19 protein-coding genes are annotated in these 22,188 nt (G+C 51.0%); 12 read left to right on the top strand and 7 right to left on the bottom strand.

The genetic code is table 11. The features are described from left to right. Positions 1 to 205: 205 nt before the first annotated feature. The 4 genes from iolE (at position 206) to DDT52_RS02035 (ending at position 4,467) form a co-directional block, all read left to right on the top strand. Positions 206 to 1,102, top strand: coding sequence for a myo-inosose-2 dehydratase (gene iolE, locus DDT52_RS02050; RefSeq protein ID WP_136154883.1), 897 nt, complete (start codon positions 206 to 208; stop codon positions 1,100 to 1,102). 122 nt (positions 1,103 to 1,224) lie between these two features. Continuing rightward, a complete protein-coding gene (locus DDT52_RS02045) occupies positions 1,225 to 2,346 on the top strand; it encodes a Gfo/Idh/MocA family protein (RefSeq protein ID WP_136154882.1) in 1,122 nt (373 codons plus the stop codon). Between the two features lie 237 nt (positions 2,347 to 2,583). Then, a complete protein-coding gene (locus DDT52_RS02040) occupies positions 2,584 to 3,981 on the top strand; it encodes a sugar porter family MFS transporter (RefSeq protein ID WP_136154881.1) in 1,398 nt (465 codons plus the stop codon). Positions 3,982 to 4,035: 54 nt separating this feature from the next. Further along, entirely contained in the window at positions 4,036 to 4,467 is a 432-nt protein-coding gene (locus tag DDT52_RS02035) for a PTS mannitol transporter subunit IIA (RefSeq protein WP_136154880.1), read from the top strand. Positions 4,468 to 5,293: 826 nt separating this feature from the next. Here DDT52_RS02035 and DDT52_RS02030 read toward each other — a convergent pair. The 3 genes from DDT52_RS02030 to DDT52_RS02020 all read right to left on the bottom strand — a co-directional run bounded on the left by DDT52_RS02030 (position 5,294) and on the right by DDT52_RS02020 (position 8,473). Further along, entirely contained in the window at positions 5,294 to 5,929 is a 636-nt protein-coding gene (locus tag DDT52_RS02030) for a TetR/AcrR family transcriptional regulator (protein ID WP_136154879.1), read from the bottom strand. Positions 5,930 to 6,101: 172 nt separating this feature from the next. After that, a complete protein-coding gene (locus DDT52_RS02025) occupies positions 6,102 to 7,127 on the bottom strand; it encodes an AI-2E family transporter (RefSeq protein WP_168709718.1) in 1,026 nt (341 codons plus the stop codon). 224 nt (positions 7,128 to 7,351) lie between these two features. Beyond that, a complete protein-coding gene (locus tag DDT52_RS02020) occupies positions 7,352 to 8,473 on the bottom strand; it encodes an MBL fold metallo-hydrolase (protein ID WP_136154877.1) in 1,122 nt (373 codons plus the stop codon). A 341-nt stretch (positions 8,474 to 8,814) separates the two neighbouring features. Here DDT52_RS02020 and DDT52_RS02015 point away from each other — a divergent pair, with 341 nt between their 5' ends. The 6 genes from DDT52_RS02015 (at position 8,815) to dgoD (ending at position 14,406) form a co-directional block, all read left to right on the top strand. Beyond that, positions 8,815 to 9,477, top strand: a complete 663-nt coding sequence (locus DDT52_RS02015; RefSeq protein WP_136154876.1) for a DUF3313 domain-containing protein — start codon at positions 8,815 to 8,817, stop codon at positions 9,475 to 9,477. A gap of 149 nt (positions 9,478 to 9,626) precedes the next feature. Continuing rightward, the gene (locus DDT52_RS02010; protein ID WP_136154875.1) at positions 9,627 to 10,259 is read left to right on the top strand and encodes a paraquat-inducible protein A; all 633 of its coding nucleotides are present in this window, start codon (positions 9,627 to 9,629) and stop codon (positions 10,257 to 10,259) included. Next, positions 10,252 to 10,875 (top strand): paraquat-inducible protein A, encoded by a 624-nt coding sequence (locus DDT52_RS02005; RefSeq protein ID WP_136154874.1) that lies wholly within the window; start codon positions 10,252 to 10,254, stop codon positions 10,873 to 10,875. Before DDT52_RS02010 ends, DDT52_RS02005 begins: the two co-directional genes overlap by 8 nt. Continuing rightward, a complete protein-coding gene (locus DDT52_RS02000) occupies positions 10,872 to 12,524 on the top strand; it encodes a PqiB family protein (RefSeq protein ID WP_136154873.1) in 1,653 nt (550 codons plus the stop codon). Before DDT52_RS02005 ends, DDT52_RS02000 begins: the two co-directional genes overlap by 4 nt. Continuing rightward, complete coding sequence (locus DDT52_RS01995; protein WP_136154872.1) at positions 12,521 to 13,129, top strand: PqiC family protein; 609 nt, start codon at positions 12,521 to 12,523, stop codon at positions 13,127 to 13,129. Before DDT52_RS02000 ends, DDT52_RS01995 begins: the two co-directional genes overlap by 4 nt. Before the next feature lie 95 nt (positions 13,130 to 13,224). Continuing rightward, a complete protein-coding gene (gene dgoD / locus DDT52_RS01990) occupies positions 13,225 to 14,406 on the top strand; it encodes a galactonate dehydratase (RefSeq protein WP_136154871.1) in 1,182 nt (393 codons plus the stop codon). 42 nt (positions 14,407 to 14,448) lie between these two features. Here the strand turns inward: dgoD and DDT52_RS01985 are convergent, their stop codons facing one another. The 4 genes from DDT52_RS01985 to DDT52_RS01970 are packed head-to-tail and all read right to left on the bottom strand — an operon-like array spanning position 14,449 to position 17,825. Beyond that, complete coding sequence (locus tag DDT52_RS01985) at positions 14,449 to 15,120, bottom strand: methionine ABC transporter permease (protein WP_136154870.1); 672 nt, start codon at positions 15,118 to 15,120, stop codon at positions 14,449 to 14,451. Beyond that, positions 15,105 to 15,896: a methionine ABC transporter ATP-binding protein gene (locus tag DDT52_RS01980; RefSeq protein WP_136154869.1), complete on the bottom strand. Its 792-nt coding sequence runs from the start codon at positions 15,894 to 15,896 to the stop codon at positions 15,105 to 15,107. The genes DDT52_RS01985 and DDT52_RS01980 overlap by 16 nt, the downstream gene beginning before the upstream one ends. A gap of 49 nt (positions 15,897 to 15,945) precedes the next feature. Then, positions 15,946 to 16,776, bottom strand: a complete 831-nt coding sequence (locus DDT52_RS01975) for a MetQ/NlpA family ABC transporter substrate-binding protein (RefSeq protein WP_136154868.1) — start codon at positions 16,774 to 16,776, stop codon at positions 15,946 to 15,948. Positions 16,777 to 16,793: 17 nt separating this feature from the next. Then, positions 16,794 to 17,825, bottom strand: coding sequence for an isopenicillin N synthase family dioxygenase (locus DDT52_RS01970; RefSeq protein ID WP_136154867.1), 1,032 nt, complete (start codon positions 17,823 to 17,825; stop codon positions 16,794 to 16,796). Between the two features lie 777 nt (positions 17,826 to 18,602). On the opposite strand from DDT52_RS01970, the gene DDT52_RS01965 reads away from it, so the two are divergent. Both DDT52_RS01965 and DDT52_RS01960 read left to right on the top strand, forming a co-directional pair. After that, positions 18,603 to 20,498, top strand: coding sequence for a methyl-accepting chemotaxis protein (locus tag DDT52_RS01965; RefSeq protein ID WP_136154866.1), 1,896 nt, complete (start codon positions 18,603 to 18,605; stop codon positions 20,496 to 20,498). Positions 20,499 to 20,818: 320 nt separating this feature from the next. Next, a complete protein-coding gene (locus tag DDT52_RS01960) occupies positions 20,819 to 22,186 on the top strand; it encodes a pyridoxal-phosphate dependent enzyme (protein ID WP_136154865.1) in 1,368 nt (455 codons plus the stop codon). Positions 22,187 to 22,188 lie beyond the last annotated feature (2 nt).

Below are 22,188 nucleotides of genomic sequence, written 5' to 3'. Positions count from 1 at the left end.
AAGGAAGAGGAAACTCAGCACCGGATGCAAAAAATAGCCTTCAATATATGATCTTTATCTCATAACGGAATATTTTTTCTGCATTAAAATCTTATGAAAGATATATTCTTTAATAAGAACTAAGAATGCTATGAATCGGTTTACGCGCAGCGAGCAGGCACGTGGGATATTTTTCGATTATCGCTCTATTCGAGGTGTATTTATCATGGACAAAAACAAAGTCAAACTCGCCATTGCCCCCATCGGCTGGACCAATGACGACATGCCAGATTTAGGAAAGGAAAATACATTCCAGCAGACGGTCAGCGAAATGGCGCTGGCCGGTTTTACCGGTAGTGAAGTGGGCAGTAAATATCCACGGGATCCCAAGGTTCTCAAACCGATGCTGGATATCCGCGGCATTCAAATCTGCAATGCCTGGTTCAGTACTTTTTTTGCTGACGAACAAAAAGGCAAAACCATCGATGAATTCATCACTCACCGTGACTTTCTTCATGCCATGGGGGCGAAAGTCATCGGCTGTTCCGAACAGTCGCGCAGTACCCAGGGTACGCCAAAGCCGGTACTGGAAGGCCGTCCTACCTTCACCGATAAAGAATGGCGACTGGTGGCAGATGGCTATAACGAGTTGGCGGATCTCGCCGCTGAAAAAGGGATGACCGTCGGTCTGCATCACCATATGGGCACCGGCATTCAGACAGCCCAGGAAATCGATCGCTTCATGGACCTGGTGGATGACGATGTTTACCTGCTCTATGACACCGGTCATGCCTACTACTCGGAAGGTTCACAGGAAGCGATGCTGCAAATTCTGGAAAAATACCTGCCGCGCATCAACCACGTCCATCTGAAAGATGTGCGGGATAAGATCGTAGCCGAGGTTCGCGCCCATAAGCTGAGCTTCCTCGACGGGGTAAAAAAAGGAACCTTTACCGTACCAGGCGACGGGGTGATTGATTTCAAACCGGTCTTTAAGCTGCTGGAAGATTTTGGTTACGAGGGATGGATCGTGGTGGAGGCAGAACAAGATCCCGCCAAAGCCAATCCCTTTGAATATGCCGTTAAAGCCAGACGCTACATTCGCGAGGTCGCTGGCCTTTAGCGTCGGTGCGCTCTGCGCACTGATGATGTATTACTTCTCCGCAAGGCCTATTTTGCCTTGCGGTTATTGGCTACCCGCAGTGATGCATTTTGCGGGTTAAGTAAAAAGATGGAGAGCCACTAATGAAAGAAATCAAAATTGGACTAGTCGGTACGGGTTATATCGGACGTTGCCATGCCATCGCCTATGCACAGGCACCCACTGTTTTTCCGTTAAAAGGGAAAATAGTGAAAGAAATGCTGGCGGAAATAAATGAAGAACTGGCAGAAAAAAAAGCAAAAGATTTTGGTTTTAATCGTTATACGGCGGACTGGCGTCAGCTGGTCAGCGATCCGCAAATCGACGTCGTTGATATTTGTGTGCCCAATTTTCTCCATAAAGAAGTCGCCCTCGAAGCCATCAAGCATGGCAAACATGTCTATAGCGAAAAACCGTTGGCGCTGACGACTGCCGACGCCCGTGAAATGGTGGCCGCCGCCAAAAAAGCCAACGTCAAAACGCTGGTGGGTTTTAACTATATGAAAAACCCGGCGGCACAGTTAGCCAGGCAAATTATTGAAAATGGCGAAATTGGCGAGATAGTGCATTTTTACGGCACTCATAACGAAGATTATTTAGCCAGTCCCCAGACCCCCATTGACTGGCATTGCAAAAAAGCATTAGCCGGTTTAGGCGCGCTGGGAGATCTTGCCGCGCATATCGTTAATATGGCCCATTATCTTATCGGCAATATCAGTGAAGTTGCCGGCGATATGGCAACCGTTATTGCCGAACGCCCCGATCCGCACAATCCGGCTAAACGGGTCAAGGTGGAAAATGAGGATCAGGCAAGTGCGTTAGTCCGTTTTGAATCCGGCGTCATGGGGGTTATTGAAACCTCGCGAATCGCCAGCGGCAGCAAAATGGGATTAACTTATGTGGTAACCGGAACCAAGGGTTCAATTACCTACACCCAGGAAAGAATGGCCGAATTAAAACTCTATCGGCATGACGATCCAGTGGAAAGACAAGGTTTCAAAACTATTTTAGTCGGACCTTCTCATCCTGACTATGCTCCTTTCTGCGTCTCTGCCGGTCATGGATTTGGTTTCAACGATCAAAAAACTATCGAAATAAGGGATTTGATTAACGGTATTGCCGCCGGCGACAAGATGTGGCCCGATTTTGAAGAAGGGTTACGAGTCTCTCAAGTGTTGGAGGCTATTGCCCACTCAGCGCAGGAACGTCGATGGGTTAAGGTTTAACACGAGACAATAATAAAAGGGTAATAAGCGCAGCAAATAAAACCTTCGTTAGCAATCAGATTAATATAAAACTTTTTATCAAATTTATTTGCCCTATAAAAATTATTTTAGACAAATAATAACTCACAGTGCCAAAAGCCCTCATCACCTTTGATTTATGAGATGTTAACACCATGAGCATGAGTATTTTAAAGGGGTTTTTGGCATCACCTGATTAACTGAATAAAAGGTAAAGACATGTCGCTAATTATGGAACTCAATATACAACAAAGAAAACGATTACACCAAATAACATTGGTCGCTACGTTCGGTGGCTTGCTCTTTGGTTATGACACAGGTGTTATCAATGGCGCGTTCCCCTCCCTAAAAGAAAATATGGCTCTCACACCGACAACTGAAGGCCTCGTCATGAGCGTACTTTTAGTCGGGGCCGCGCTTGGTAGTGTCTGCGGCGGCAAACTGGCCGACTATTTTGGCCGACGAAAATATTTATTATATTTATCATTCGTTTTCTTGTTCGGCGCTATGATGTCCGCAGTATCACCCAATATCACCAGTCTATTGCTTGCCAGGTTTTTACTCGGTTATGCCGTAGGGGGAGCATCAGTTACCGCGCCCGCTTTCATATCCGAAATAGCCCCAACCGAAAGGCGAGGGAAACTCACTGGATTAAATGAAGTAGCCATTGTTATCGGCCAGTTATCCGCGTTCGCGATTAACGCCGTTATTGGCTATGTTTGGGGACATCTCCCCGATGTTTGGCGGTATATGTTAATTATTCAGGCGATACCGGCCATGGGTTTGCTTATCGGCATGTGGAATTCGCCGGAAAGTCCTCGCTGGTTGATTAGCAAAAATCGTCGGGAAGAAGCATTATCCATTTTAAAACAAATTCGGCCTGCGGAAAGAGCGGTTAAAGAATTTGAAGATATCGTAACATTGATTAATATCGAAGCAGAAAAAAAACTGCATTCTCAAGGCGCTCTGTCAATCATTATCAACACGCCGTGGATTTTCAAATTACTGCTGGTTGGTATCGCCTGGGCTGCGTTGCAGCAAACAACCGGGGTGAATGTTATTATGTATTACGGTACGGAAATACTCCGCACCTCGGGATTTTCCGAAAGAATGGCGTTGATATGCAATGTGTTAAACGGCGTTTTTTCTGTCGGTGGCATGTTAATCGGGGTTATATTTCTGGTTGACCGGTTTAAACGGAAAACACTGATTATTTCTGGTTTTGCCCTCATGGCAACATTACATCTGGTCATCGCCGCGGCTGACTATTACCTGGTTGGCGATGTAAAAGCCACGGCTATCTGGCTGCTGGGCGCATTATTTGTCGGCGTTATGCAAGGCACCATGGGTTTTCTTACCTGGGTGGTATTAGCTGAACTTTTCCCGTTAAAAATCCGTGGGCTATCCATGGGCATTTCGGTATTTTTCATGTGGATTATGAACGCCGTCGTCAGCTATTTATTCCCGGTACTTCAGGCGAAACTCGGCCTGGGCCCCGTATTCCTGATCCTTGCTGTCATAAACTATCTGGTTATACTATTTGTCGTATTCGCATTGCCAGAAACATCGAATAAATCATTAGAGCAATTAGAGGAAGAACTGTCTTCAGGAGCATAGTAAAAAGAGGTTTGACTCGAAGTAAAATGAATTATCTCGTAAAGGAGACAGAATATGATAGATGATATTACAATCGATAACCTTCATTTAGGTTGCCAGGCAAAAAACAAAGCTGAAGTTTTATCGATGGTAGGTAATTCTTTCAAAGAAAAAGGCTATGTCAGTCAGGATTGTATTGCTTTTCTCAATGAGAGAGAGCAACAGGTATCCACGTTCCTGGGAAATGGCATTACCCTTCCTCATCTACCGAAATCAGCCACAAATATCATTGTTAAAAAGGGCATTGAGATTTTTCAATTTCCTGATGGCGTTATTTGGGATAGAGGTAATGTGATGTTCATTGCCATTGGTGTTATCGCTAAAGAGAAACAGCATATCGATGTACTAAAACAGGTCGCATCGATTTTTAGTGATGAAATCATTGCTAATGCGCTCTCGCTTATTTCAAATAAGCAGGATTTTCTCCGTATTCTTAATCGGGGATAGTGATAAAGCATACTCATAGATACCGACCTGTATGCCGGTATCTATGAGTAAAACGAACGCCATGAGAAAGAGAAAGAAATACCCATTCCGAAAAAACGGGCATGCCATTACAAGGGCTGCCCTGTTAAAACCTCGAAGAATACCAGGCCGGTTACCCGGTCCAGTATATCGCGGGGGAAAGCGCGGCCTTGTTAGAGGTGACTGCCGATAGAAAGACAACCACTCAATATACAGACCATAGCAATAACACCTGCCAATCCGATAATTTTCATATCTGCTCCTGAAACACAAAAGTAGAAGACCTGTTCATTAAAACAGGGATACACATCCCGTCAGGAGAAAGACTGACGAAACGAAACCAATCAGTACGATAATTTTCATAACCACTCCTCACATTAATACCGTACTGTACAGTTTTATAAAAATTTCAAATATTGTCAAGAACAGAGTGTATTTCCGCTGACTTAAGGGAGTTGCGACTACAAGGGATCTCGGTGACGCAATTAAGCAGTGTCCCGAACTGTGCGCGAGTACCATCATTGACCGGATACTAAGGCGCAGGCGGTAAGGTTTAGTGGATTAAATAAGCGGAGAACACATGATCTAAACAGAAAACCGGATAACCGCGGTTTCAAGCCTTAATAACCGGTTTTAGGGTCTGTTACGGCACCACGCCCCATTGCAAGAAGCTGTCTGGTTTACCCCAGAACCAATTTTCAGGCTGAGGCGTGACATAAGCTGTAACGCAACCTAATGGCGACAGGTTAAAACAGAGACTGACGCGCACTCTACCTGAAAAGGGGTAGCAAGAAGAAATAGCTGGATATTATTTTTTATTGCCTTCCTGCCGGGGTAATGCGCCATAAAGAAAAAGCAGGACACTGTTCTTAACCATCTTTTGGATCTGCCCATGCGTAAAATTCGGTAGTTCACGCTGAAGGATTATCACATCAATTTCAGCTTTAACCAGTGAGGTAAACTGCTTCGCCCGAAGCATGGGTTCTCCCTCCATCAATTCTCCTTTCTGCATGGCATCGGCCATCACCTGAGCGAGTTTTTCCATGCTTTCCTGGATGCCGGATTCAAGAAACAGGTTACCAATATTGGAATGCCCGGCCTCCCCCACCACCACACGGTAAATCTGCATGGCCTGATTATCGCCGCCAAGCACCTGAAGCATCCCCTCGCCAAACTGCGCCAGCTTTTGTTCAAGATTAAGCGCTTCGCTGTTGTTCCCTGTCAATTGCGATGCTGCCTCTGTCAGAAAACGGGTACTGTGAGTACGCACTACCGTTTCAAACAGCTCTTCTTTCGAGGTGAAATAGTTATAAAGCGTCGCCTTGGAGCCACCGACTCGCTTCGCGACCTCGTTCATTGATGCGCGCTCATACCCCATTTCCTGGAATAGCTGTGAGGCGGCATCGATTATTGCCAGACGCCGTTCCTCTGTCAGAGTTCTCATTCTACCTCCCTGGGTTAGTCTCTGCTGTTACGTTAATAATAAGAAGCAGTGTGATAAAACAATAAGCGACCAAATTACTAAACAGTTCAGTTTACCAGCTGTAAGTATATCATACCGCTACATTGTATGAAAATGAGGCGATGTCAGTAACTTAGCCTTCACAAGAGGGCCGTTATCCTTCCAGCAGACGGGCCAGCGTTTTCCCCCCCTCAACCTGTTCTAACACCAGTTTGAGTATCATAGTGAGAGGAACGGCCAACAGTACGCCGGTCATTCCCAGTAACCCCTCCCAAACCAGAAGCGAGATAATAATGACACTGGTGGACATGTTGAGATTGCGTCCGAACAGATACGGCTCCAGCACCCAGCCCAGTAGCAGGTTGATCAATAGAATAATGACCAGCGCGGCAGCACCCGTACTGAACCCGTTGAAAACAAAGGCCTGAATCAGTGGAGGAATGGAAGCCACCATCGAACCGACAACCGGAATGAAGTTAAACAGAAAAGCGACAACGCCCCAGAGGAAAGCAAATTTCACCTGCAACAATGACAGCACGCCCCAAACGGCCAATCCATTCACTGCGCTGATCAATGTTTTCAACGCCAGATAATGGGATACGCTGGCAACCCCCTGCCGAACCATCTGCATTTCAGGCGATGTCGCCCGAAATAGTTTTTGGCATTTCGCCACCAGCGATGGGACTTCAATCAGCATGAAAATCACCGTCAGGAAGATGACTAACATGGCGGAAAAAAGGCTCGATATTCCGCTGAGCATACGTGCGATCAGCGACAGGAATTGTCCCGGATTAACCAGTGATACCGCCGCTTCCGGCGTCAACGACAATCCCATGCTCTGCAACGGTAGCCAGCTATCGGCCAGTTGCCGGGTAAGCAGCCCCTGCATCTGCATGCTCATCTGGTTAAATTCCGGCAATGCCGCAACAAGTTTCAGCAACGTGTATACCAGCGCCATTAACAAGACAAGGCCTAACAGAACCACAATTAGCGGGCGCGGCAGCCGCGTGCGGCACAACAGGCTTACCACCGGTTCCAACACGATCGCCAGGAAAAGCGCCAGCAGCAATATCGACAGAATCGATGCCGCCATGTGAATTCCCATCATGATAATCACCAGGGCGGCCAGCAATAGCAGGCGTTGAAGCAGTTTATTATCCGTGCGAATCGGTATTCTCATCGTCGTTCTTCTCATTATCGTGTCTGCAAATAACACCAAGGATAAGTATATAAGAAAACAGCATTTTCTCAGAATTTTCAACGCAGAACCGTGTTCTCGGCACGCCTCGCGCGGAAATCAGACAGGGTTACCGGCCTATTCAGCCTATTTACGGTTTGACTCTAACGTTGAAGCGGCCAGAGCATCTTGTTTGCGCTCGCTCTAGCGAACTGATGCTGCCGGCATTATTTTGAATTTCCCGGACGACGGGCCACCGTTTCCCACCAGCGAGGGAAAGGCGGCTGTTTTCCATCCATGTTGACCGTTTGGCCTATCATGGGAGTCAGTAACCGATACGCTTTATTCTCACTGGCCGTGGCTAACCGTTTAAGCGGGTCATACCAGGTATGATGGGCGAGTTTGAATTTACTGTTATGTGAGGGAATTACCGCCGCGGCGTTCAGATCCTGAGCGGCCTGTGCGGTTTCTTCTGGCATCATGTGAATATAACGCCAGTTTTCGTTATATTGGCCGCATTCCAGGATGGCTAAATCAAAAGGCCCGAACCGATCGCCAATCTCTTTAAAATGAGGGCCGTAACCGCTATCGCCGCTGATATAGAGTTTGTGCTGCGGGGTGAATAGCGCAAAGGATGCCCAAAGCGTTTTATTTCTTTCCAATAGACGCCCCGAAAAGTGACGGGCAGGCAACACGTGAATTGCCAGATCCTGTTCAAGCTGAATCGTATCGAACCAGTCGCCCTCATGTATTTTCTGCTGATCAAATCCCCATTGAATAAAATAGCTCCCCACGCCCAAGGGTGAAACGATATGATTAATTTTTGCTTTCAATTGCATTATCGTCGGGTAATCAAGGTGATCCCAGTGGTCGTGAGAAATCAGCAAGTAATCGATGTCCGGGATATCATCAGCGGTGTAGATGTTACTGCCGTCAAAAGCTTTATTCATCCCTGGAACCGGCGCAGCGCTGGCGCTGAATACCGGATCGATCAGAATACGCTTACCATTTATTTGCAGAAAATAGGATGAATGCCCCATCCAGATGACCAGAGATTGATTTTTATCCAGCGCGTGCAAATCGGTCTTGATGGAAGGCAGCGGAACGCGCGGAATAGCATCAGCATCCGTCCCCAAAAGAAACTTTGCAATCGTCACAAAGGGATGACTTCCGCCGGTCAACTGTGGTGTGGCCGCTAAATTTCTAAACCCTTCATCATGATAAAAAGATGACTGTTTGAGTCTTTCAAGTTCAGTCCCCGACGGCGATTGGCCGAACTGAGGCTGTTTGAGATAGGCGTATACTGTTACCGCCATGATTAACGTAACAATCAGTAAAATCGTCATCATTTTAATGAAATACCTGCCTGGATAACCGATAAAAAATACCTCTTTCTCTTTAATAAAAAGAGAACACCTTGTTTTATCTTTTTAGATAAAGCGCCTCACACCATAAGGTGGCCTCCGTCCCCGCCTTTTCAACTTACACAAAGATAATTAAACAAAATAGTACATTTTCTTGACACCTAAAGAACTTCAATGCAAAACTAAACCGTACAGTCGTGTTTTGTTAATTTTATAGACTCGCTTGCCGTGTTAAATGCGGCCCTGATGAGACAATAAAACAAACACAACATAAACAATAGGTTACATCTTTACTGATGGTGCTTTCTTCATACAGGATATTTCACATGTTCACATTCTCTAAGGTCTCTCGTTCTGCGGTTTTGACTCTGGCGGTTGTGTTGGCGGGCTGTGCCGGAACCCCACCCGCTCATTATTCTGGTATCAGTTCCTCATCCCAATTGAAACCTAATACTGATGACAAATCAGACCGTATTCCTTATCGCTATTCCACCGCTGTCGACTGGAAGAAATACACCAACATCATCATTGACCCCGTGGTCGTCTATCAGGGAGCAGATAACCAGTTTGATGATATTTCACAGGAAGATCGGCAAGCACTGGCAACCTACATGTACGATACCTTCAGTAAAAACCTGCGTCCGCGCTTCAGAGAAGTCACTGCTGCATCACCAGACACGCTAAGGCTGAAACTGACGCTAACCGGCGCCGACACCACCACCCAGGTTGCGGGGACTTTTACCAAATTCGATCTGGCCGGCGGCCCTTATAACATCGTGCAGTCTATCCGTGGAAAAGAGGGATTGCTTGATGGTTCTGTAAACTATGCCGTTGAAATTTATGACGCCACAACCAATGCGCTACTCAATGCCTATGTGGCAAAACAGTATCCGAACGCCATGAACGTCGGCGCCACCATTGGTTCACTGAGTGCTGCGGAAGTCGGGTTGGATAAAGGAGCCGAAGAACTGGCCGACATGCTGAAATAAGCCGGACGCCGATGAGGCAAATCGCATCATCCGGCACCAGGGAAAAAGCGCAGCACCGTGCATATAACCAATAACAGTGGCAGATAACCGGTTAACCACACGGGTTATCTGCCGTTCGTTTCTTACAGAGATGTTGTCAGATTGACACTATGAAAACATATCCCCATCTGGTGGTCTGTACACATTGCGACAGCGTATACCAACACCGGGCGCTCAACGTTGACGAAGTCGCCCGGTGCGAACGCTGTCAGGCGATCCTGTATCGCTCAGGACGGCTTAATACCGAGTACATGCTGGCCTTGACGCTGACGGCAGCCGTTACCTTTGTCATGGCTAACGTTTATCCGGTTATCAGCGTCAGCTTTCATTCGGTACAGCAGTCTGCAACCGTGTGGCAGGCCGCGCTGGCTTTGGCGAATGGTACGACCTTCCCGCTGGCGGTATGCACGTTGTTTTTGCTGATTGTCGCGCCCTTTCTGCAAATCACCCTCTTTGGATGGATCGTGTTCTTCGCGCGAAACGGCCAGTGTGCGCCGGGTTTCATCAGCTTAATGAAAGTGCTTACGTGGCTGCGTCCCTGGAGCATGATTGAAATCGGAATGCTGGGATTTCTGGTGGCGGCCATCAAACTTTCCGGCTTTTTGCAGGTTATTCCGGGGCCGGGATGTTGGGCCATGCTGGTGTTAATGCTGTTCATCATCTTAATCAATAATCAGGATCCCCGGTCGCTATGGATGCTTGTGCCGGATCGCCATCAGAGTAAGGCGGCGCATCATGGCTAACATACCGTATGCCCGGCAAATCAATGTGACGGCCTGTCATGTCTGCGGCCTTGTCTGTCAGCATGACGCCGCAACCGATACTGCGGCCGTCTGCCCGCGCTGCCATTCCCGTCTGACCTATCGACATCACGACAGTCTGACCCGATCCGGAGCGCTGCTGATCGCAGCCATGATCTTTTATATTCCGGCCAATGTTCTGCCCGTGATGTATACCAGTATGTTCGGCAATGGCAGCGAGAGCACTATCATGGCGGGCGTCATCGATTTCTGGCGCGGCGGCTCTTATGGTATTGCCCTGCTTATCTTTACCGCCAGCGTGGTGATCCCTTGTCTGAAATTCCTGATCCTCGCGTTCCTGCTGCTCGCCTCCCGGCGGCAACGGACCTGGGCGATGCCCGAACGGGCAAAGCTCTACCGAATGACGGAATGGATTGGCTACTGGTCCATGCTGGATGTGGTGGTCATCGCTGCCGTGTCGTCTCTGGTCAGATTTCAGTCCTTCAGTGAAGCCGAACCACGCAGCGGCATCCTGTTTTTCGGTCTGGTGGTGATTTTGACCATGCTGTCCGCCATAAATTACGACCCTCGTCTTATCTGGGAAGGTGATGTGAAATGACCCACGAATCCCCACAGCCCGGCGCCCCCGCCATTATCCGGCGCCGCTGGCAGGTATCGCTGATCTGGCTTGTTCCCTGCATTGCACTGCTGACCGGTGCGTCCATGTTGATACATACCTGGTTCTCATCCGGTCCGGAAATCATCATCTCCTTTCAGACCGCCACCGGTCTTGAAGCGGGCAAAACGGCGGTCAAATATAAAGACGTAACGGTAGGGATCGTTAAGAACATTACCTTAAGCGATGACAGCGAGCAGGTTCTTGCCACCGTACAACTCAACAACAGCGCAGAAAATCTGGCGCGCGCCAACTCGCGTTTCTGGGTAGTCCGCCCGCGAGTGGGCATTGAAGGGGTAACCGGCATTGATACCCTGCTCTCCGGCGCCTACATTGGCGCAGACAAAGGAGATTCGCCTCAGACAAGCCGACGATTCACCGGGCTGGAGTCCCCTCCCGCGATTATTAACGGTATGCCGGGTTCCCGTTTCGTCGTGCAGGCCGACGATTTAGGATCGCTGGATATTGGTTCACCGGTCTATTACCGCCGCGTTCAGGTCGGCCGCATTGCGTCATACCAGCTAAGGGATGATGGTAAAGGTATCAATCTACAGGTATTCATTGATACGCCCTATGATCGGTTTGTCACGCCAGATACCCGTTTCTGGAATGTCAGTGGGATGGACCTGTCCGTCGGCGCCAACGGTTTCCGGCTTAGAACACAAACCGTCGCGGCTATCATGGCGGGAGGCATCGCCTTTTACACACCTGAAAATAGCCAGAAAGCACGCCAAACCCCGTCGAAAACAGAGTATGTGCTGGCCAAAGATCAGGAATCTGCGATGGCGCCGCCGGACGGTCCGGCAATCACATTCAAACTGCGTTTTGAACGCTCGCTGCATGGTCTTGAGATTGGCGCCCCCGTTGAGTTTTCCAGCATAAAAATTGGTCGGGTCGTTGCCGTCGAGCTGGATTACAGCGCCACAGGCTATCGGTTCCCAACGGTGGTAAGCATCGAGGTCTACCCCAACCGGCTCGGCGGCGTATTGGAGAAACTGCCAAAACGGAGAAAAACGCTGGAAGACGAGACGGCCGAATTTACCCGTGATTTGGTTGATCACGGCCTGCGCGCTCAGGTCACCGCCAGTAATCTGCTGACCGGACAGCTTTATATTTCCCTCGATTTTGTTCCCGATGCGGCGAAAGTCCCGTTTGACATGAATGCCCGTCCACTCATGCTGCCGACATTCAATGGTGGCTTTGACCGGCTACAGGAACAGATGGCAAACATTATCGGCAAAGTCGATAGAATGCCGCTGGAATCCATTGCGCATAACCTGAATACCACGCTGTCAGGGGTGAATAAAACGCTCAATCAGGTCAATGGCCAGACATTACCCGAAGCAAATCAGCTACTAAAGCAAATGAGGCTGACAACCCTCAGCGCACAGAGTCTGCTTGCCGACGACTCTCCTTTTCTGATCGGCGTGATGCAATCTTTACAGGAAGTCCAGCGTACCTTGCGGGCAATACGCAATCTGACCGACCAGCTCGATCGGCGTCCTGAATCACTGTTACAAGGCCGTTCTGACGATCCCGATCTGCCCGACGCCGCAACCGCTATTCCGCCCAAGAAAGGTTCGAACAAATGATCGCGATCCCACGACTCTGCTTCTTTACGCTGATGATCTCGCTGGCGGCCTGCTCCTCGCCGTCAGTCCGTTACCATACGCTGGTCGCCCCTTCCTCTGAGGAAGTGAAAGCGATACAGCCCGCGCCTTTTTTCATCGCCGTGTTGCCTGTCGGTGTCCCCGCACAGCTCGACATGCCGCAGATGGTGGTACGTCAGGGTAAAAACGACGCCATTGTGCTGGAGAATGAACGCTGGTTAAGTCCGCTGGGCGATGAGATCCAAACGTCATTATCCACAGAACTGGTTAAACGGCTGGATACTCAGGATGTCTCCGGACTGGCGCGAACGGAAGAAATACCGGTAATCAGAATTCTGGTTCAGGTCCGGCGTTTTGATACCTGGCCCGGTCAGTTTGTCAAATTTGAAGCAGACTGGAGCCTGAGCCTGGTGAATGGCGAAAAACGCAAGCGGCTGGTATGCAGCAGCCAGTTCACCGAAAATGCCCCGGGAGGATATACCGATATGTTCCTCGCCCAGCAGCAGGTCATCGCCCGACTGGCGACCCGGATTGCATCAACAGCGCGCCAGTGGGCAGGCGATGGCAAGGAACGTTGTCATCCATAAACAAACAGATTACGGGCGCGGTTTCGCCATTGACAACGGGCAACGCCCTATGATTAGACTCCATGCCTGACAAACGAATTGAAAGGCAATAATCGATGAAAATTACGGATGTGCGCACAATTTTAGCTAACCGCTACATGTTTGTAGAGATCACGACCGACGAGGGGCTGACGGGGATTGGCGAGTCCGGCGCCTGGGGATTTCTGGATGCCTCCAAAGGCGCGGTCGAGGCATTGCGCACCTATCTGATCGGTCAGGATCCCTTACGCATCGAGCACCACTGGCAGTATATGTACCGCTGCTGGCACTTTCGCGGTTCGGCCATTATGGGCGCCATCAGCGCCATTGATATCGCACTGTGGGATATCGCTGGCAAATATTACGATACGCCGGTTTATAACCTGCTGGGCGGCCGCTGCCGCGATAAAGCCCGCGTATACGCCCATGCGGGCGGGAGAACGGCTGAAGAAACCATCGCCAATCTGAAAAAGGCGAAAGCCGATGGTTTTACCGCTATCGGTCACCTCACGCCTTTTCTGGACGAATCGCGTGATACCCCCTATTTCACCACCCACGCCAAAGAGATCGGCGAAGCCATTGAGCGCATCGGCCTGTACCGGGAAGCGGTGGGCAACGACGTTGATCTGTGTATTGAGGTACACCGGCGCCTGAAACCGGCCGATGCGATCGTGTTTGCCCGCGGCATCGAGCCGTTTTATCCGTACTTTATCGAGGATCCGATCGGGGCGGACAATTTCGATTCCATGGCGGAGGTGGCGGACAAGATCAATATTCCTATCGCGACCGGCGAACGGCTGAATAATCCGCAGGAATTCGCCATGCTGATTAAGCGCAATGCAGTCGCCTATGTACGTCCTGATGTTTGCATGTGCGGCGGCATTACCGGCGCGAAGAAGGTTGCCGCGCTGGCGGAAGCGCACGATTTGATGGTGGTTCCCCATAATCCGCTCAGCCCGGTCTCCACTGCGGCCTGCCTGCAAATTGCCGTCAGCATCCCGAATTTCGCCCTGTTGGAGTACCCCGGCGACGACCAGCCTGCGCTGTCGGAAAAATTTGGCGCAACGGGCGTCGAGAACGGCGTAAGGAAAAAAGACGTGGTGAAGAATACCTTCAAATGCGTGGACGGATTCATGGAAATTCCGACCCGGTCAGGCATTGGCATTGAACTGGCGGACGATCTGGAAGCACGTTTTCCCTATCGCCGCCGGGGTCTCAAAACGCGGCTTCATGTGGATGGTTCGGTCGTCGATCAGTAAGCGCTCAAACCAGAAAGGTGGCGGGCGCCGGCCCGCCTTGCGCTAACGGCGATGCGCCAGCGAACGGATAATACGGTCGCCGACCGATTGTACCGCCTGTACCAGCAACACCAGAATCACCACGGTTCCGGCCATCACCCGATCGTTAAATCGCTGATAGCCATAACGAATCGCCAAATCGCCCAGCCCGCCTCCGCCGATCACCCCGGCCATGGAAGAAAAGCCGATCAGCATCACCACGGTAAGCGTAATCCCCGCCAGAATGGCTGGCAGCGCTTCCGGCAAGAGCACCTTGCTGATGACATGCCAGACCGTTCCCCCCATTGAGAGAATGGCTTCGATCCTGCCGCGATCGACCTCATCCAGCGCGTTTTCCACCACGCGGGCAAAAAAGGGAAATGCCCCGACGGTAATGGGCACCACCGCGGCGGTGCTGCCCAACGTCGTGCCTACAATCAGGCGAGTAAACGGGATCATGGCGATCAGCAGCACCACAAAAGGCAGCGAGCGGCCGACATTGATAATGCTGCCCAGCGCCAGATTAAGGCGCGGTAAGGGTAATACGCCCTCCTTGCGACTAATAAACAACAGCACGCCGAGCGGCAAACCGATCGCCACGGTAAACAGCGCCGCCAGCGCCACCATATAAAGCGTTTCCAGCGTGGCATTCAGCATCAGCGGCCAGAAATCCTCCCAGCTCAGGCGACTTTGCATAAATGAACATCCTCAATGCCGTGACGTCGTAAAAAGGCCGCTTCTGCGTCATAATCCGGCAACAGCGCCTTACGCAGGCGTGACGCAGGATCCGCCAGTAAACGGCTCAGCGGGCCGCTTTCCACAACCTGTCCTTGTTCCAGCAAGGCCGCGTTATCACAAATCGCCTTTACCACCGCCAATTCATGAGTGATCAGTACGATAGTCAGACCCAGTTGACGGTTGATATCACCCAGCAACGCCAGAACCGACTCCGTGGTTTCAGGATCCAGCGCGCTGGTGGCCTCATCACACAATAGATAATCGGGCCGCACGGCCAACGCACGGGCAATCCCGACACGCTGTTTCTGCCCGCCGGAAAGCTGGGAGGGAAAAGCGCGCGCTTTATCACTCAGCCCCACCAACTCCAGCAATTCCGCCACTCTGATCGCCCGCTCGCGTTTATTCAGTCCGGCAATTTCCAGAGGAACGGCAACGTTATCCTGTACATTACGCGCATGGAGTAAATTGAAATGCTGGAAAATCATGCCGGTTCGCTGCCGGTGCTGACGCAATTCCTGCCGCGTCAGCGTAGTGATATCCCGCCCATCCATCAGAATACGGCCCGATGTGGGCCGTTCCAGCAAATTAAGACAGCGAATCAAGGTGCTTTTCCCTGCACCGCTGCGCCCCAGAATGCCATATACCGAACCATCCGGAATGGTCAGCGAGACATTTTCCAGCGCGGGCCGGGGATTATCCGGATAACGTTTCCCCAATCGTTCAATGGCTATCATGCGTGCCGCCCCGCAATTGATGACTATGGTTGATCACTATGGTTGATTACTACGATGACTTCCCGGCAACCGGAATAACCGAGCCTTTATAGCTTTCGTCGATGAAATCAGCGATAGACTTTGATTCCAAATCCTTAGCCAGCTGTTTGATGCGCGGATCGTCTTTCAACGCTGGCGTAGTGACCAGAATATTGGCGTAAGGATTATGAGTGGCGCTTTCCAGCCCCAGCGCATCTCTGGCGGGCACCAGTCCGGCTTCCAGCGCATAGTTGCCGTTAATCACCGCCAAATCGACATCATCCAGCGAACGGGGAATCTGGGGGGATTCGATTTCCCTGATCTTCAGGTTTTTCGGGTTCTCCGCAATATCCTTTGGCGTTGCCTGATCTTTCGATGGATCGTCATAACCGTTCTTCAGCTTAATCAGCCCCTCTTTTTGCAGCAGATACAGCGCGCGGCTGAGGTTGGTGACGTTATTCGGCACCGCCACCGTGGCGTTATTTTTTACCTCGCTCAATGCGTTGTATTTTTTTGAATAGATCCCTAATGGTTCAATATGTACCGTAGCGGCAACGACAAATTCTTTACCCAGCGCCTTTTCCTGATCGCGCAAGTACGGCACATGCTGGAAATAGTTCGCGTCCACATCCCCATGTGCCAGCAGCTCATTGGCGTTGACGCCGCTGGTCAATTCCACCACCTTCAAATCCAGTGACGGATCGATTTTTTTCACCTGCGCCAGAATTTCTGCATGCGGTACGGGGTCAGCCGCAACGCGCAGGGCCTCCGCCGCCTGAACCGGGAACACGCTGCCCGCAAACAATGCCATGCCAACGGAAAACGCCACGCCCGCCAGTGAGAAAATGCCACGCTTTTCCATATTATTATTTCCTTTTTTCAGATAGTCATCGCTGTTTTGGTTGGTAACACATCGTCGTAATAACGCGCTGCCACATCGGGATGGGAACGCAGCCTTCCCTTGAGATAATTCCAGCCCACATCACGCAGCAGCGGGTTGAGCGGATCGCTGGCAGGCCCCAGCGCCTGGGCGGCAAGATGATCAGGAAGTTGGTATACCGGCACCACCGCGTCCAGTTGCGCGCCTAAAAAGAATGCGATGGATAAACGCGTCTGCCCCACCGGTGGCGACACCACACGGTGCACCGTTGCCCGCAAATATCCATTGGTCGCCAACTCCAGCAATTCACCGATATTGACGACAAACGAGCCCGCCAGCGGCAGAGCATCAATCCAGCGGCCCGGTTCGACTTCCACCTGCAATCCCGGCCGATCATCCTGTAACAGAAAGCTTAAAAAGCCGGAATCCTTGTGCGCCCCGACGCCTTGCCGCTTGCCGTCTGCGGGCTGACCGGGATAACGAATCAGCTTGATATGCTCGTTGGGTTTGTTGCCATACAGCGCATCAAACGCGGTAATCGGCAGTTCCAGCGCTTCCGCGAAGGCTCTCAGCAGACGCAACGACATACGTGTCATTTCCTGCTGCCACTGCAAAAGAACGGTTTTCAATTCAGGCAACGCCGTCGGCCACAGGTTTGGTCCCTGCAACCGCCGCCAGCGCGGATCGGTTTCCGACAGCGTCAACGCAGGCCGCTCCGCGCCGATATCAAACTGTTCACGCCAGTCAGGCTGACTCAGGGTCAGTTCGGAACCGGCCCGGTTATAGCCGCGAAAATGGGGGGAATGAATCATGGCGACACGCTGTTTTTCTTCTGCCGGTAAGGCAAAGAAATCTCGCGATAGCTGTTGAAGACGCTGCTGTAGAACAGCATCAATACCGTGGTGAGTTAAATAGAAAAAACCAACGTCCCGGGCAGCGTGATTCAGGGTTGATAAAAATCGCGCCCGCTGTTCAATGTTTCCGTCAAGCAGCGATAGATCGAGTATCGGCAGGGACTGCGTATTGCTCATGGCTGACTCCGTTAATTACCCAATAAGGATTGATAAAATAGAATTTGGAGTCACGGCAACAACGATAATCAGACATCATGGGGCCTCTTTAATCTTAATGAGAATAAGAAAAACGCTATTTATCCTTTTCTGGAAAATCAATCGGAAGTAAACGGAGGTATAAATTAAATAAACAAAAATCATTTATACTTATATCTCATACCGATTCGGTCTTGCCAATCGATTACCTGATTCACTTTCCTTCATTAATCCCGATTTGCCTGATGGGGTAAAATACTAATAATTAGAAAGCTAATCCAAATAATTGCTATACCCTAGATAATCCGAGTGGCCGGACAAAAACGTCAAAAGCGTTTTTGAACAGCGCTTGCGCTGACCCCGAAGGGGTGAGGCCGTAAGGCCGAATAACGCGGCGACACCAAGACAAGTTCATTCACCACGGACTTATCCAGCCAGCGGCTGGACTGGAGAGAGCGGGAAAAGCCAATGCACAGGCGACCTGAAGGATGACGGTATATGGCGTATAGATTTCGTGATTACGATGACTTTTAATGTATTCCATTCCCTCAGAGAGGAAAATAATAAGCAAAAAATAACAATAGATACCCTTCCTTCGTAAGTTAACAGCAGTATTTCATTCGGGCTTCCTGTCGGCGGAAATAACGTGATGCCATCATCAAAGTTTCAATAATGTGAAGATAGTCACTCAAGTTACTTTTTAGGATGCCGTTGACCTTATTCGAGCAATTATGCTTTTTCAGCTTAAGTGGTGCGCATATGCTAAAAACAACACAGTCCCGCTTTACCGTTTCTATCATTGGTTTTTTTACCCTACTTCTCATTGTTACTATTGTAGTCATTAAGACGTTTGTTGCCCCACAATTGACCACGAATGAAGAGCGACTTGTTCGCTATCAGGTTGATTCTCTTGCCGCTACCATCGTGGAGCAAATGAACCGGGTACAAGCACAGCAACGCAGTATTACCGAATCGGTCAGCATAATGGATAGCGCATCCATTGACGTCTTGCTGCCGGCGCTGGTCAATCAGTATCAGGACACCACCGTGTTCGGCGGCGGTATCTGGCCTTTGCCGCACCAGCGCGATCCGGAGCGCGATAAGTTTTCGACCTTCTTCGCTCGCGACAGCAGTAATCAGCTCAAAGTGAATACCTACTGGAACTCGCCGGAAGCGGATAAATATTATGAGCAGCCCTGGTATAAAGATGGCATGGCGGCGGCCAAAGGCATGTGCGCCTGGGCAAAAGCGTATCAGGATGCTGCCAGTCCACAGCCCCGAACCAATTGCGCAATGGGAATTTATCGCAACGACACGGCCTGGGGCGTTGCCACCATTGATGTGACGCTCGGCTTCTTTAATCTTCTGGCGAAGACGATGGGTGAGGCTATTAACGGTCGCGTGCTGATTATTGAAGCCGATGGCAAAGTGGTGGGCAACGCGGAACTGGTCGACAGCGCCCCTAAACTGGAATATCTCAGCGCGCTCCCCTTGCCAATGGCCGCCCCGCTCAGCGCCATGCTGAAGGACGTAGGTCAGGATCACATTCAGAGCGAATATAACGCCGAAGACGGCAACCATACGCTGTTCGTTCAGCAAATTGCCGGTAGCCCCTGGTATCTTGCCAGCGATGTTCTCACCAGCCAGTTGACTTCGCAAACCAGCAGTATGCTGACCCGTCTGGGCGCGGTTCAGCTTCCGCTGGCGATTATCCTGCTGCTGGTGTTGCTGGGTTTTATCCGCTCGATGATGAAACGCCTCAACATCCTGAATGAGAATATTCAGGCGCTCTCGACAGGGGGCGCCGATCTGACCCAGCGCCTGCCGGCCAGCAGCAGCCCGGAATTCAATAATGTCGCCCGGAGCTTCAATGATTTCATCTCATTCCTGCAAGATTTGATGAATCAGGTTGGCGATAGCGCGCTGGCCATCACCGCCGCCTCCCGCCAGATAGCCAGAGGCAACATGGATTTATCCTCCCGTACCGAAGACCAGGCCAGTTCGATTGTACAAACGGCGGCGTCGATGGAAGAGTTGACCGGCACGGTAAAACAAAACGCCGACAATGCCACCCATGCGAACAAACTGGCCAGCGATGCGTCACTGGTCGCCGAACGGGGAACGCAGGTAGTGAAAGAGGTCGTCTCAACCATGGGCGAGATCAACATATCATCACGCAAGGTCGTGGATATCATCAGCGTGATTGACAGCATTGCTTTCCAGACCAATATCCTCGCGCTGAATGCCGCCGTTGAAGCCGCCCGCGCCGGAGAACAAGGACGGGGATTCGCGGTGGTCGCGTCGGAAGTTCGTAGTCTGGCACAGCGCTCGGCCAACTCGGCGCGTGAAATCAAAAAGCTGATTGAAGAGTCTGTCTCCAGCATTGATGCCGGCAGCCAGCTGGTAGAGCAAGCAGGGAAAACCATGGATGAGTTGATGTTAGGGGTCAGCAATGTGACGACGCTGATGGGTGAAATCATGTCCGCCAGCCGTGAGCAAAGCATGGGCATTGAGCAGGTGAATCAGGCTATTAACCAACTGGATAGCACCACTCAGCACAACGCAGCGCTGGTTGAAGAAGTTTCCGCCGCCGCCCGGGCCATGGAAGAACAAAGCGAACAGCTCGAACAGGTGGTGCAGAGCTTTAAACTCTAATCCTTGCCTTAATCCGCCAGGGACAAGCCCACGCAAGGCTTGTCCCTTTTCTTTATCTGTTCACGCCTTCATCTTCCACGGCTTCCGGCTGGTATCCACGTATCTGACGTTACCGACAAACCGGCCGGCCCGGTTCTGATTCGTCGCTATACCGTCAGAAGGATATACGTCCACACCGCTACGCCTCCACACATCCTTACGGCCAAACAGAATATTATATTAAATAATCGCATATCTATTGGTGATTTATTTCGTTTATATGTCATTTGTAGCAGATCTAATATGTCCCCCCACGATTCCCACCGAGAAGTGAAAGACAGATGGAAACTCAAACCTCCGTTCTCGACTTTATTGGTCATACCCCACTGTTGGAACTCACCCATTTTGATACCGGACCGTGCCGCCTGTTCGTGAAACTGGAAAGCCAGAATCCCGGCGGCTCGATTAAAGATCGGGTGGCCTTATCCATGGTGGAACATGCCGAACAGCAGGGATGGCTGCAACCCGGCGGAACCATCATCGAAGCCACCGCCGGCAATACCGGGCTGGGGCTGGCGCTGGTGGCGGCGCTGAAAGGCTACCGGCTGGTGTTGGTTGTGCCGGATAAAATGAGCCGGGAGAAAATCTTTCACCTGCGGGCGCTGGGCGCAGAGGTACTGCTGACCCGCTCCGATGTCGCCAAAGGGCACCCGGACTATTATCAGGATTACGCCCGCCGTCTGGCGGCCGAAACGCCAGGAGCCTATTACATCGACCAGTTCAATAATCCGGCTAATCTGGCGGCGCATTACCGCACCACGGCGCCGGAACTGTGGCAGCAAATGGATCATCAGATCGACGCGATAGCCGTTGGCGTGGGTTCCGGCGGCACATTAGGCGGTCTCAGCCGTTACTTTGCGCAGGTTTCGCCGCAAACCGCTTTTATTCTGGCGGATCCGGCCGGTTCAATCCTCACCGACTACCTGCAACACGGCGCCTATGGTGAAGCCGGAAGCTGGCTGGTGGAAGGCATTGGGGAAGATTTCGTTCCGGCGCTGGCCAATTTTAATCAGGTCAAACACGCTTACGCCGTCAGCGACGCCGAATCTTTCCATACCGCCCGCCAACTGCTGCGCAAAGAAGGCGTATTGGCCGGTTCGTCCAGCGGTACGCTACTGGCGGCCGCCCTGCGCTATTGCCGAGAACAGACGGAACCGAAACGCGTGGTCACGCTGATCTGCGATAGCGGCAATAAATATCTGTCAAAGATGTTCAACGATTACTGGATGATCGAACAAGGGCTGATTCAACGCCCGCCGCACGGCGATCTGCGTGATCTGATTGCTTACCGGCACGATGAAGGCGCCACGGTTTCCGTTTCTCCCGATGATACGCTCAGCATCGTTCACGCCCGTATGCGTTTATATGACATTTCCCAGTTGCCCGTACTGGAGAATCAGCGCGTTGTCGGCGTGATTGACGAGTGGGATCTGCTCAATAGCCTGAAGAACAATACGCAACATTTCTCGCTTACCGCCCGTGAAGCCATGTCCGATCAGGTCAAAACGTTGGCCAAAGAAGCCTCACGCGATGAACTGCTGGCGATATTCGATCAGGGCTATGTGGCCGTTATTCTCGATGGTGAGCGTTTTCTCGGTCTGATTACCCGCACCGATGTTCTGAATCACTGGCGGCAAACGCTACGTTAAGC

It is taken from the genome of Brenneria roseae subsp. roseae, from assembly GCF_003115845.1.
Classification (GTDB): Bacteria; Pseudomonadota; Gammaproteobacteria; order Enterobacterales; family Enterobacteriaceae; genus Brenneria; species Brenneria roseae.
This window is presented reverse-complemented; position numbering and strand designations above follow the sequence as displayed.

What these genes read in the sequence shown, in the direction of transcription:
- DDT52_RS02000 (WP_136154873.1), top strand. Translation starts at nt 10,872, where the DNA reads ATGACCCACGAATCCCCACAGCCCGGCGCCCCCGCCATTATCCGGCGC.
- DDT52_RS02040 (WP_136154881.1), top strand. Translation starts at nt 2,584, where the DNA reads ATGTCGCTAATTATGGAACTCAATATACAACAAAGAAAACGATTACAC.
- dgoD (WP_136154871.1), top strand. Translation starts at nt 13,225, where the DNA reads ATGAAAATTACGGATGTGCGCACAATTTTAGCTAACCGCTACATGTTT.
- DDT52_RS01965 (WP_136154866.1), top strand. Translation starts at nt 18,603, where the DNA reads ATGCTAAAAACAACACAGTCCCGCTTTACCGTTTCTATCATTGGTTTT.
- DDT52_RS02030 (WP_136154879.1), bottom strand. Translation starts at nt 5,929, where the DNA reads ATGAGAACTCTGACAGAGGAACGGCGTCTGGCAATAATCGATGCCGCC.
- DDT52_RS02025 (WP_168709718.1), bottom strand. Translation starts at nt 7,127, where the DNA reads ATGAGAATACCGATTCGCACGGATAATAAACTGCTTCAACGCCTGCTA.
- DDT52_RS02035 (WP_136154880.1), top strand. Translation starts at nt 4,036, where the DNA reads ATGATAGATGATATTACAATCGATAACCTTCATTTAGGTTGCCAGGCA.
- DDT52_RS02045 (WP_136154882.1), top strand. Translation starts at nt 1,225, where the DNA reads ATGAAAGAAATCAAAATTGGACTAGTCGGTACGGGTTATATCGGACGT.
- DDT52_RS01975 (WP_136154868.1), bottom strand. Translation starts at nt 16,776, where the DNA reads ATGGAAAAGCGTGGCATTTTCTCACTGGCGGGCGTGGCGTTTTCCGTT.
- DDT52_RS01980 (WP_136154869.1), bottom strand. Translation starts at nt 15,896, where the DNA reads ATGATAGCCATTGAACGATTGGGGAAACGTTATCCGGATAATCCCCGG.
- DDT52_RS02010 (WP_136154875.1), top strand. Translation starts at nt 9,627, where the DNA reads ATGAAAACATATCCCCATCTGGTGGTCTGTACACATTGCGACAGCGTA.
- DDT52_RS02015 (WP_136154876.1), top strand. Translation starts at nt 8,815, where the DNA reads ATGTTCACATTCTCTAAGGTCTCTCGTTCTGCGGTTTTGACTCTGGCG.
- iolE (WP_136154883.1), top strand. Translation starts at nt 206, where the DNA reads ATGGACAAAAACAAAGTCAAACTCGCCATTGCCCCCATCGGCTGGACC.
- DDT52_RS01960 (WP_136154865.1), top strand. Translation starts at nt 20,819, where the DNA reads ATGGAAACTCAAACCTCCGTTCTCGACTTTATTGGTCATACCCCACTG.
- DDT52_RS01970 (WP_136154867.1), bottom strand. Translation starts at nt 17,825, where the DNA reads ATGAGCAATACGCAGTCCCTGCCGATACTCGATCTATCGCTGCTTGAC.
- DDT52_RS02020 (WP_136154877.1), bottom strand. Translation starts at nt 8,473, where the DNA reads ATGATGACGATTTTACTGATTGTTACGTTAATCATGGCGGTAACAGTA.
- DDT52_RS02005 (WP_136154874.1), top strand. Translation starts at nt 10,252, where the DNA reads ATGGCTAACATACCGTATGCCCGGCAAATCAATGTGACGGCCTGTCAT.
- DDT52_RS01995 (WP_136154872.1), top strand. Translation starts at nt 12,521, where the DNA reads ATGATCGCGATCCCACGACTCTGCTTCTTTACGCTGATGATCTCGCTG.
- DDT52_RS01985 (WP_136154870.1), bottom strand. Translation starts at nt 15,120, where the DNA reads ATGCAAAGTCGCCTGAGCTGGGAGGATTTCTGGCCGCTGATGCTGAAT.